The sequence below is a fragment of the Actinophytocola sp. genome (genome assembly GCF_036402745.1).
Lineage (GTDB): Bacteria > Actinomycetota > Actinomycetes > Mycobacteriales > Pseudonocardiaceae > Actinophytocola.
In genome coordinates this window covers 1-10,819 of the sequence record NZ_DASWSJ010000352.1, presented here as the reverse complement: position 1 = coordinate 10,819, position 10,819 = coordinate 1, and the positions used below count along the sequence as shown (strand labels likewise).

Below are 10,819 nucleotides of genomic sequence, written 5' to 3'. Positions count from 1 at the left end.
GTCACCTCACCACGAGCGGTGCCCAGGAACCCAACCCGCCGAGCCGGTGCCTCGTCGCCGCCGGACGGCCTGCCAACGGCTGGACCCGACACGCCTTCGGCGCCGGCCGTCTCCTTGTCGCTGCCCGGCTCCGCTGGGGCGACCTGTTCTTCGGAAGGCGTCTCGGCCGCCCGAGTGCCGGCAGGCACGTCGGTCCGAGTGGCCTCGCCTTCGCTCGGCACCTCGACGCCGTGGTCTTCACGCGAACCAACCTGGGCCGCTTCTACGGGCCCGGGCTCGGTTTCGGGTGCTTCGGCCGGCTCGGCGTCCGCCACCTGGCCTTCGGCCGCCTGAGCTTCACTCAGCCGCGCTTCGGTGGGTTCGATCTCGGCCGCCTGCGGCTCGGCTTCCGTGGTTCCGGCTGGCTCGGCTTGCGCCTCGGTCACCGTGGCTTCGGTGGGCTCAGCCATCTCGGTCTCGCCCGACTCCGGGTCGGTTGCTCGCGCTTCGCCTCGATCGGTCTCGGCCGCCTGCGCTTCGGCCGGCTCGGCGTCCGCCGCCGGGGTTTCGCCCAGCTGTGCCTCGGTTGGCTCGGCCTGCCGAGCGTCGGTTGCCTGAGCTTCCGCCGCCTCGGTTCCGGTCGCTACCGCTTCGGCTGCCGTGGCATTGGTGGAGTCGGCTTCGGCCGCGGTGGCCTCGGCCTCTGCCGCCTGGGTTTCGCCCAGGTGCGCCTCGGTCGGCTGGGCGTCGGTTGCCTGGGCTTCCGCGGCTTCGGTTTCGGTCGCCCCTGGCTCGGTCACCGTGGCTTCGGTGGGCTCTGCCTCGGCTACCCGTGCCTCGGTCGGCTCGGCGTCGATCGCCTGCGCTTCGGCGGTCGTGGCTTGGGTCGGGTCGGCCTCGGCCGGTGCGACTTCGGGTACCTGGGCTTCGGTTTGTTCGACCGCTGTCGCCGGCGCCTCGGCTGGCTCGGTTTCGGCTTCGGTTACCTCGGTTGCGGCCAGTCGTGCTTGCGCCGGCTCGGTGTCTGCCGCTTGGGCTTCGCCCAGTTGTGCTTGTGCTGGCTCGGTTTCGGCCGGCTCGGCCTCGGCAACTCGCGCTTCGTCCGGTTCGGCCTCGGCGACCTCCGCCTCCGCGATCTCCGCCTCCGCGACCTCCGCCTCCGCGACCTCCGCCTCGGCGCCAGCCTCCGGGGCTTCGGCGGCCGGGGGCTCGGGCTCGTCGACCAATGGCTCGATCTCGAGTTGGGCGTCGTCGTAGATGAGGTTGGCTACCAGGACCGGGCTTACCTGCTCGACCTCTGCCTCCGAGTGGGCGCCGCAGCCGTACTCGGCGTGGACCACGTGGCCGTCCGCCGGCGAGAGCTCGTTCCCGCAGGTGCCGAAGGCCGCTCGCAGCGAGCCGGCCAGGGGCAGGTAGAACGCGCACGTGCCGCAGTGGGCGGGGGCGCTCCGGGCCATGTCGGACCGCGGGCCGAACTCGCTCTCGTGCCAGCGGGCCGCCGCGTCCTCGCGGGCCGGGCGGGCCATCACGCGGGCGCGGCCGAGGCCGACCTCGAGCGCGACGTCCTCGACGGCCGGGTCGTCCGACTCGACAAAGGCCGGCACCAGGCGGGGGTCGTCGGGCGCGGTCGGCAGGAGATCGCCGACGCCCAGGTCGCCTGCCTGGACCCGGTTCTCCCACGGCACCCAGTCCGGCGCGACCAACGCGGCGGGGCCGGGGAGGAGGACCACCTCGCTGACGGTCACCTCGGTGCCGGGGCCCGCGCTCGCGACGGTGGCGGCCCAGCGCCAACCGCCGTAGCCGGGTTTGTACGCCTCGAACAGGTGGGTGACCGCCGTCCCGCTCTCCACCTGCGTCCCGACGTGCGCACCGACCTCCTCGTCACCCGCCTCTTCCTGGGCAGCGGCACGCGCGAGGTCGACCTCCGCCACCAGGGCGGGGTCCTGCAGCTCGGACTCGGTGACACTCATCGGGCACGATTGTGCCGCACTACCCCTCGACACATGTAAGGCTGGTCCCGTGAGGGCTCTCCTGGCCGCCGTCATCGCGGTCGCCGCGGTCGCCGCCGGGTGCTCAGGAGCCACGCCGGAACCGCCACCCGAGGCACCCACCCAGCTCCGCGCCGAGGTCCTCGACACCACCCCGCACGACGCCGGCGCGTTCACCCAAGGCCTCGAGATCGACGGCGGCGTCCTCTACGAGGGCACCGGCCTCGAGGGCCAGTCGAGCATGCGCGCCACCGACCCGGACACCGGCACCGTCGAGAAGCGGACCGCCCTGCCGAAGAACATGTTCGGCGAGGGCATCACGGTCGTCGGCGACACCATCTGGCAGATCACCTGGCAGGACGGCGTCGCCATCAAGCGCGAGAAGACCACGCTGAAGGAGGTGGGCCGGGCGAGCTACGACGGCGAGGGCTGGGGCCTGTGCCACGACGGCAACCGGCTGATCATGAGCGACGGCACCGCCACGCTCACCTTCCGCGACCCGGCCACCTTCAAGGCAACCGGCACAGTCCAGGTCAAGGACGCGAGCGGCCGGCCGGTCGACCAGCTCAACGAGCTCGAGTGCGTCGGCGGCGCCGTCTACGCCAACGTCTGGCAGACCGACCGCATCGTCCGCATCGACCCGGGCAGCGGGCGGGTCACGGCCACCATCGACCTCACCGGCCTCCTCCCCGCGGCCGACCGCGAGGGCGCCGACGTCCTCAACGGGATCGCCGCGATCCCGGGCTCCGACGAGTTCCTGGTCACGGGCAAGTTGTGGCCGACGATGTTCAGGGTGAGGTTCGTCACCGCCGGCCGTTGACGCGATCGATGGATCCCTTGGCCGGGCGGGCCCGTCAGTGCCTCATACAGACCCCGCGTACGGCAGGATGAAGACGTGATTCGTTCCGGTTCCGGTGAGCAGCCGCCGAGTGGTCGCCGTGGCCGCTCAGGCTCCGGCCGGAAACGTCGGCGCAGCTGGACCCGGCAGCAACAGCCGCCCATCGGCCAGCAGCCGCCCCCGCCGCCACCGCAGCAGCCCCCGTTGCCGACCGCGCGCTACGTGCCACGCCCGGCCTCGCCACCGCCACCGGTGCCCCGCGAGGAGCCGCTGACCGGCGCCATCCCCACGGCCAGCCCGTATCCGGTCGACGACCAGCGTCGCACCCAGCCGGTCCGCCGCGAGCCCGAGTACCGCCAGCCGCCGCCGGCGCAGGGCCGCAACTGGCGGGACGTGCCCCCGCCGCGCCGGCACCTGCCGCCCGACGAGCCGCGCTACGACGAGCCCCGCTACGAGGACACCCGGCACGAGGAGTACCCGCCGGAGACCTACGGCCCGGACGGCTACGCCGACGACTACCCCGAGGAGGCCCGCGCCGCGCAGCAGCAGGACCGCCCGGCCGCCGCCCCGCAGTTCCCGAAGAAGCTCACGGTCACCCGGGTCGCCGCCATCCGCAGCCGGCAGCTCACCAGCAACGCGGTGCGCGCGTTCCGCCGCGCGGCCAACGCCGACGGCGCCGACAAGTCCGGCCTCACCTCGTTGACCTACGCCACCATGCTCAACTACGCCAGCGACGCGGCGATGGCCGTGGCGCTGGCCAACACGCTGTTCTTCTCCGCCGCCAGCACCGACTCGTCCAAGGGCAAGGTCGCGCTCTACCTGCTGATCACCGTGGCGCCGTTCGCGTTGGTGGCGCCGGTGATCGGCCCCGCGCTCGACCGCATCCAGCGCGGCCGCCGGCTGGCCATGTGCGCCGCGTCGGCCGGACAGGCGCTGATGTGCCTGGTCATGGCCACCAACTTCGACACGTGGCTGCTGTACCCGGCCGCGCTCGGGAAGATGGTGCTGTCCAAGTCCTTCACGGTGTTGAAGGCGGCGGTCACCCCCAGGGTCGTGCCGCCGGACATCACGCTGGCCAAGACCAACGCCCGGCTCACCGTGTTCGGCCTCGCCGCGGGCGCGGCGTTCGGCGCGGTCGGCGCGTTGTTCCTGCAGCTCTTCGACTCGCCGGGGGCGCTGTGGTTCACCGCGATCATCTGCGTGGTCGGCGCGGTGCAGGCCATGCGGATCCCGGCCTGGGTCGAGGTCACCGAGGGCGAGGTGCCGGCGTCGCTGTCGGCCAACCCGGAGAAACCCAAACGCCAGCCGATGGGCCGGCAGATCGTGGTCGCGCTGTCGGGCAACGCGACGGTGCGGCTGCTCACCGGCTTCCTCATGATGTTCGCCGCGTTCGCCGTCCGCGCGCAGACCGAGGGTGACGCGTTCAAGCAGCTGCTGCTGCTCGGCATCATCGCGGGCGCGGCCGGCGCGGGCAGCTTCGTCGGCAACGCCATCGGCGCGCGGATGCACGTCGGCCACCCCGAGCAGGTGATGATCGGCTGCATCGCCGGCTGCCTCGCGTCGACCGTGCTGGCGGCGCTCATGGAGGGCATCGCCACCGCGGCCATCGTCGGGCTCGTCGGCGCCATCGCGAGCGCGCTCGCCAAGAACAGCCTCGACGCCGTCATCCAGGACGACCTGCCGGAGGAGTCCCGCGCGTCCGCGTTCGGCCGCTCGGAGACCGTGCTCCAGCTCGCCTGGGTGTTCGGCGGGGCGGTGGGTATTTTACTGCCCCCGGTGTTCTGGCTCGGCTTCCTCGTCATCTCGGTCCTGCTGGCGGTCGGCCTGGTGCAGACCATGCTCACCCGGCAGGGCGCGTCGCTGCTGCCGTGGTTCGGCGGCGACCGGCCGGTCCGCCCGTGGCGCACCGGCAGCGCGCCGCGGGGGTCGGTGCGCCACGGCGGCGCCGTGTTCCACGAGGGGCCGCCCGGCGCACGCGACGAGCGCCCGTAGTCTCTGCTGCGTGCGCAAGCTCGTCCTGCTGGTGGGCCTCCTCGTGCTCGCCGGCTGTTCGTCGGCCCCCGAGCCGCCGCCCCCGCCGCCGAAGGTGGACTTCACCGTGGCGGCCACCAAGGTCACCGCGAAGCCGTACCTCTACTGCGACGTGCAGGTCCAGGACTGCAAGCGGGACAACACGGCCCAGGTCAAGCTCAAGGTCGCGCCCGGGACGCCGGTCCGCGTGCGGGTGCCCAAGGAGGTCGCGGACACCCCGTGGTCGGTGGTGATCCAGTACCGCACGGCGGCCGGCGAGCAGAAGGCGCCCGAGACCGTCGCCACCTTCAGCCCGGGCAAGTCGTCCTCGTTCGAGGCGAAGCCACCCGGTGCCGGCGACCAGCTGCAGACCGTCGAGGTCAAGCAGGCCGGCGCGAAGCTGGTCCAGGGCGCCGCCGGCCCGGAGGCCGTGACGCGCGGCGTGTGGTCGGCCCAGGTCGAGCCTTAGGGGTCGAGCTCGCGGGCGACGGCGCGGACCACGTCGGCGACGCGCTTGGTGGCCTTGCGGTCGGGGTAGCGGCCGCGGCGCAGGTCGGGCTGGACGTTGGACTCCAGCAGCTTGATCATGTCCTCGATCAGGCCGTGCAGCTCCTCGGCCGGGCGCCGGCGCGCCTCGACGACCGACGGCGGTGGGTCGAGCAGGCGCACGGACAGCGCCTGCGGCCCCCGGCGGCCGTCGGCCACCCCGAACTCGATGCGTTGGCCGGCCTTCAGCCCCGGCACACCGGCCGGCAGGGCTGACGACCGGACGTAGACGTCCTCGCCGCCATCCTGTGTGACGAACCCGAAGCCCTTCTCCGAGTCGTACCACTTGACCTTTCCGGTCGGCACAACGGTCACCTCCAGACAAACGAACGCGCCCCAGGGCGTACCCAGGACGCGTCTGTCCAGACTAGGCCACCCCGGTGCGATGGGGGTAGCGGGTTTGGCCGGGTCAGCCGAGCACCTCGTGGATGCACAGGATGTTGCCCTCGCTGTCACTGAACCACGCGGCCTTCTCGTTGCCCAGTTCCGCGACGTGGTCGACGGTCCTGAGGTCGGGCAGGTCGTAGTCGGCGAACCGGACGCCGCGCCGCTCGAGGTCGCGGATCTCCCCGCGGATGTCGCTGACCTCGAAGGTGATCGTGGTGTGCGCGCTCTGCGCCCCGGCCTCGGCGGGCAGGAGGCCGATGGCGTCGCCGTTGCCGGCGTCGAAGCTGACGCTCCCGTCCGCGCCGGTGGCCCGCTGGTGCAGGCCGAGCGTGTCGCCGTAGAACCGGCCGGCGCGCTCGACGTCGGTGACGGGGAGCATCGTGGTGATCATGGACTTGGTGAGCATGCGTTGGCCTCCTCGGTGGCCGGCGCCGCGCGTGCGACGCGACTCACCATGCTGCGCCGCCCGCCGCCGTGGGGCCACCCTCGCGACCGTGCCGTTCCGGCTGGTCACCTTGGGTGGCACCTACATCGCCGCACCGCAGAAGCCGCAGCGGTTCGGGTTGCTCACCTCCGCGCAGTGCCGCCCGTCGGGGCTGAACGGGCATTCGGGGCGCGCGGCCTGGTCGGCCTCGACCGGAGAGTCCACGTCCGTATGGTGCGGCTGGCGGGGGTCGCAACGGCATTCCCCGGGCGAGTGATCGGTCAGGCGTGCTTGGCGGCGGCCACGTCCCGCAGGCCCAGCAGCTCGACCGACACCTCCCGCATCTCCACCTTGCGGATCTTGCCCGTGACCGTCATCGGGAACTCGTCGACGATGTGGACGTAGCGCGGGATCTTGTAGTGCGCCAGCTTCCCCGTGCAGAACTCGCGCAGCGACTCGGCCGTGAGCGCGGTGGCGCCCTCGCGCATGCGCACCCACACCATCAGCTCCTCGCCGTAGCGCTCGTCCGGCACGCCGATCACCTGCGCGTCCAGCACGTCCGGGTGCGTGTAGAGGAACTCCTCGATCTCCCTCGGGTACACGTTCTCCCCGCCACGGATCACCATGTCCTTGATCCGGCCGGTGATGTTGAGGTACCCCTCGTCGTCCATCACCGCGAGGTCGCCGGTGTGCATCCAGCGCGCGGCGTCGATGGCGTCGGCCGTCTTGTCCGGCTGCTCCCAGTAGCCCAGCATCACCGAGTAGCCCCGCGTGCAGAACTCGCCGGGCTCGCCGCGCGGCAGCGTCTGCCCGGTCGCCGGGTCGACCACCTTCACCTCGAGGTGCGGGTGCACTCTGCCCACAGTGGACACTCGACGGTCCACGCTGTCGTCCGCGCGGGTCTGGGTGGACACCGGCGACGTCTCGGTCATGCCGTAGGCGATGGTGACCTCGCTCATGCCCATCCGCTCGATGACCTGCTTCATCACCTCGACCGGACACGGTGAGCCGGCCATGATCCCGGTGCGCAGCGAGGACAGGTCGTGCTGCTCGAACGACGGGTCGGCGAGCTCGGCGATGAACATGGTCGGCACGCCGTAGAGCGACGTGCACCGCTCCTCGGTCACGGCCTCCAGCGTCGCCTTCGGCTCGAACGCCGGCGCCGGGATGACCATGCACGCGCCGTGCGAGGTGGCCGCGAGGTTGCCCATGACCATCCCGAAGCAGTGGTAGAACGGCACGGGGATGCAGATGCGGTCCTCGGCGGTGTAGCCGCACAGCTCGCCGACGAAGTAGCCGTTGTTGAGGATGTTGTGGTGCGACAGCGTCGCGCCCTTCGGGAAGCCCGTGGTGCCCGAGGTGTACTGGATGTTGATCGGGTCGTCGGCCGACAGCGCGTCCTGCAGCTCGGCCAGGTGTGCCGCCGACCCGCCCCGCCCGGTGGCGACCAGGCCGGTCCAGTCCTCGCCGCCGATCAGCAGGACGTCCTGCAGTGCCGGACATTCCGGGCGCACCTCGGCGATCATGCCGGCGTAGTCGGAGGTCTTGAAGCTCGGCGCGGCCACCAGCGTGCGGATGCCGGCCTGGTCGAGCACGTACCTGAGCTCGTGCACCCGGTAGGCGGGGTTGATGTTGACGAGGATGGCGCCGATCTTGGCGGTGGCGTACTGGGTGAACGTCCACTCGGCACAGTTCGGTGCCCAGATGCCGACCCGGTCGCCCTTCTCGACCCCGAGGTCGACGAGCCCGAGCGCGACGGCGTTGACCTCGTCGGCGAGCCGCCGGTAGGTCCACCGCCGGCCGGTGGCCCGGTCGACGAGCGCGTCGCGGTCGCCGTGCGCGGCGACGGTCCGGTCGAAGTCGTCGCCGATCGTGTCGCCGAGCAGCGGCTTGTCCGACGTGCCGGACACGTAGCTGGGGACGGTGGTCATGCGTGCACCTCCTCGTGCTGGGCCCGCTGTGGCACCCGTCACCATCTTGCCCCGCCCGTCCGGCCGCGGGCACGGGCCGGCGGTGCGTTTGACCGGGAAGCTACAAACTGGACCGTCCGGTGGGTAGCTTCATGGCCACCGAGCGAGGAGGCCGCCGTGCGTGCATCCCGGCCTTCGGTGCGGGTCGAGCTGTTCGCGCAGCTCGCGGGCCGGGTCGACGAGCTGGGGCTGCGGCGCGGGCGGCCGGTCGTCGTGCTCGTCGGGGGTGCGGGCGGCATGGGGAAGACCGACCTCGGCCTCGTCGACGGCCTGCTCCGCGAGGCCGTGTTCCCGCTGCTCGACCGGCTCGACGCGGTCGTCGTGGACGGGGGCACCGACTCGGGCGTCATGCGGGTGGCCGGCCGGGCCCTGCACGCCGTCGGCGCGCGGTTTCCCCTGCTCGGGGTGGTCGCCACCGGCACCGTCGGCGCGGACGGCGACGGGGAGCTCGAGCCCTACCACACGCACACGCTGCTGGTCCCCGGCGCGACCTGGGGGGACGAGTCGCCGTGGCTCGCCGGGGTCGCGTCGGTGATCGCGGGCGGCGAGCCGTCGGTGACGCTCGTGGTCAACGGCGGCGCGATCACCTACGACGACATCGCCCGCAGCCTCGACCTCGGCCGGCCGATCCTCGTGGTCGCCGGGACCGGGCGGACCGCGGACGCCGTCGCGGAGGCGTCGGCCGGCCGCCTCGCCGACCCGCGCGCGGCCGAGGTGGCCGCCTCGCCGCTCACCACCGTCGTCGACATCGCCGACCGCGCCGCGATAACCGCCGCCCTGGAAACGGCGCTCGCGAAACCGTAACGAGGTGCGCGCGAAGTGCGACCAATTGATGCGGATACGACTCGATTGAAGGATCCGACATGGCGCTGCAACTACTCGCGCGTTTGCCTTCGCTCCGGTCGCCACAAACGTCACCGCCGGTGATTCCCGCCGAGACGCGGCAGGCCTACCCGACGCTCGCCGCCGACTTCGCGGCGCTGGACGAGGCGGTCGGGGACGCTTTCCACGGCTCCGACCGGGCCGCGCTCCGGTACCAGAACCGTTACCGCCGCCAGCAGGTGACGATCCTCGTCGGCTCCGTCGTCACGAGCGGCCTCGGCGGTTTGCAGGCGCTGCTCGCCGACCAGCGCTGGCCGGGTGTGCTGCTGGTGCTGCTGGGCGGGGCGCTCGCGGCGAGCAGCAGGGTGACGAGCGAGCTGGGCGCGCAGAACGAGTATCTCGCCGAGCGCGTCAAGGCCGAACGCTTGCGCGCGCTGCATTTCCGGTTCCTCTCGCGCACCGGCCGGTACGCCGGCGGCGACCGCGATGTCGCCTTACGCCGGGCCGTGCTCGCGATCCAGTCGGGCAGGGAGCCCCGGTGACCGATCGGGCCGCGGAGTTCCACGCGCTCTACGGCGAGCTGCGGATCGGGACCCAGAAGCGGTACTACGAGGCCAGGCGCGACGAGTACCGGGACGCGCACCGGCAGGCGATCGTCGTGCGCAACACCCTGCTGATCGGCGCGGCGCTGGCCGGTGTCGCCGGGCAGATCGCCGACGGCGCGGCCCGGGCGGCGTTCGCGATCGGCGCCGCGATCTGCGCCGCGCTCGCTGGTGTCGTGGTCGCTTTCGGTGCCCTGATCGGGTTTCCGCGCCTGTCGAAGCTGTACGAGGACGCGTGGCTCAACCTGGCGGAGGCCGAGATCGACTGGGACGCGCTCGACCCGCACGGTGATGTCGCGGGTGGGATCGACCGCGTCGAGGAGATCTTCCGCAAGGAGAACGGTCAGTGGGGGCAGCTCGTCGTCCAGGCCGAGCGTGGGCAGGCCGCGGACCTCCCGGTGAAGGAGGTGCCATGACTGAGCTTGCGAGCGAACGGATGACACAGGGTCGCGGGGAGCTGTCGTGAGCCTGTTCGTGAGCTATACGCGCACCGATGAGGCGCTCGTGCGCGTGATCCGCGAGGACCTCGAGCGGCTGGGCCGGCGGGTGTGGATGGACCACCAGATCCACGGCGGCGAGTCGTGGTGGCGGGAGATCATCACCGAGATCCAGCAGGCGCAGGTGTTCGTGTTCGCGCTGTCCAACCACTCGTGGCGGTCCAAGCCGTGCCGGCTGGAGCTGCGCTATGCCGAGTCGCTGGGGATCCCGGTGCTGCCGCTGCAGGTGGGGCCGCTGAAGAGCATGTTCATCCCGTTGGCGGAGAGGCAGATCATCGACTACCGCGGTCGCAGCGCCGACGCGGTGGTTCGCCTCGTGGCGGCCCTCTCGGAGCTGACCGCGCGCCCGGTCGTGCTGCCGGACCCGCTGCCCGAGCCGCCCCAGGTGCCGTTCGAGTACCTCTACCGGATCGCGAGCGTGCTGGGCCCGGACCGGATCTCCGTTGACGCGCAGGAGGAGCTGATCATCCAGCTGCGCCGCAAGCTGCGCGAGGAGGACGACCAGGCGGCGCGCGGGGACATCGTGAAGCTGCTCCACGAGCTGGCCGCCCGCAACGAGCTGACGGTCCAGAACTCGCGGGAGATCGAGGAGATCCTGGCGGCCGTCCCCCCGGAGACGGTCCCCGACCCGGACGACGACGCCACCCGGCTGCCGCCCGGGGACCAGTGGCAGGGCGGAGCGGAGCTCGACTGGGGCGGCGGGGTGGCGGTGACGGAGCGAACGGCGGTCGAGGAGTCCAGTGTGGACACCGCAGC

Annotated in this window: 12 protein-coding genes; 7 read left to right on the top strand and 5 right to left on the bottom strand. The window is 72.2% G+C overall.

Going from position 1 to position 10,819, the window contains the following annotated elements; translation table 11 throughout:
- Window positions 1-1,949 (bottom strand): DUF3027 domain-containing protein (locus tag VGD70_RS31815; protein WP_331087938.1); only part of this gene is annotated, 1,949 nt, incomplete at its 3' end.
- A 49-nt stretch (window positions 1,950-1,998) separates the two neighbouring features.
- Here VGD70_RS31815 and VGD70_RS31810 point away from each other — a divergent pair.
- The 3 genes from VGD70_RS31810 to VGD70_RS31800 all read left to right on the top strand — a co-directional run bounded on the left by VGD70_RS31810 (window position 1,999) and on the right by VGD70_RS31800 (window position 5,284).
- Complete coding sequence (locus VGD70_RS31810) at window positions 1,999-2,787, top strand: glutaminyl-peptide cyclotransferase (protein ID WP_331087936.1); 789 nt, start codon at window positions 1,999-2,001, stop codon at window positions 2,785-2,787.
- Window positions 2,788-2,865: 78 nt separating this feature from the next.
- A complete protein-coding gene (locus VGD70_RS31805) occupies window positions 2,866-4,797 on the top strand; it encodes an MFS transporter (protein WP_414638113.1) in 1,932 nt (643 codons plus the stop codon).
- 10 nt (window positions 4,798-4,807) lie between these two features.
- Window positions 4,808-5,284 (top strand): DUF2771 family protein, encoded by a 477-nt coding sequence (locus tag VGD70_RS31800; protein ID WP_331087932.1) that lies wholly within the window; start codon window positions 4,808-4,810, stop codon window positions 5,282-5,284.
- Here VGD70_RS31800 and VGD70_RS31795 read toward each other — a convergent pair.
- The 4 genes from VGD70_RS31795 to VGD70_RS31780 form a co-directional block, all read right to left on the bottom strand.
- Entirely contained in the window at window positions 5,281-5,667 is a 387-nt protein-coding gene (locus VGD70_RS31795) for a cold-shock protein (RefSeq protein ID WP_331087930.1), read from the bottom strand. The two genes, VGD70_RS31800 and VGD70_RS31795, sit on opposite strands and share 4 nt — an antisense overlap.
- A 103-nt stretch (window positions 5,668-5,770) precedes the next feature.
- Window positions 5,771-6,154 carry a VOC family protein gene (locus VGD70_RS31790; protein ID WP_331087928.1) on the bottom strand — a complete coding sequence of 128 codons (384 nt, stop codon included), beginning with the start codon at window positions 6,152-6,154 and terminating at the stop codon, window positions 5,771-5,773.
- A gap of 120 nt (window positions 6,155-6,274) precedes the next feature.
- Window positions 6,275-6,397: a hypothetical protein gene (locus VGD70_RS31785; protein ID WP_331087926.1), complete on the bottom strand. Its 123-nt coding sequence runs from the start codon at window positions 6,395-6,397 to the stop codon at window positions 6,275-6,277.
- 56 nt (window positions 6,398-6,453) lie between these two features.
- Window positions 6,454-8,103: an AMP-binding protein gene (locus VGD70_RS31780; RefSeq protein WP_331087924.1), complete on the bottom strand. Its 1,650-nt coding sequence runs from the start codon at window positions 8,101-8,103 to the stop codon at window positions 6,454-6,456.
- A gap of 156 nt (window positions 8,104-8,259) precedes the next feature.
- Here VGD70_RS31780 and VGD70_RS31775 point away from each other — a divergent pair, with 156 nt between their 5' ends.
- The 4 genes from VGD70_RS31775 to VGD70_RS31760 all read left to right on the top strand — a co-directional run.
- The gene (locus VGD70_RS31775) at window positions 8,260-8,946 is read left to right on the top strand and encodes a hypothetical protein (protein ID WP_331087922.1); all 687 of its coding nucleotides are present in this window, start codon (window positions 8,260-8,262) and stop codon (window positions 8,944-8,946) included.
- 119 nt (window positions 8,947-9,065) lie between these two features.
- Window positions 9,066-9,506 carry a DUF4231 domain-containing protein gene (locus VGD70_RS31770; RefSeq protein ID WP_331087921.1) on the top strand — a complete coding sequence of 147 codons (441 nt, stop codon included), beginning with the start codon at window positions 9,066-9,068 and terminating at the stop codon, window positions 9,504-9,506.
- Entirely contained in the window at window positions 9,503-9,982 is a 480-nt protein-coding gene (locus VGD70_RS31765) for an SLATT domain-containing protein (RefSeq protein WP_331087919.1), read from the top strand. Before VGD70_RS31770 ends, VGD70_RS31765 begins: the two co-directional genes overlap by 4 nt.
- Before the next feature lie 46 nt (window positions 9,983-10,028).
- On the top strand, window positions 10,029-10,819 hold a 791-nt coding region (locus VGD70_RS31760; protein ID WP_331087917.1), incomplete at its 3' end, for a toll/interleukin-1 receptor domain-containing protein.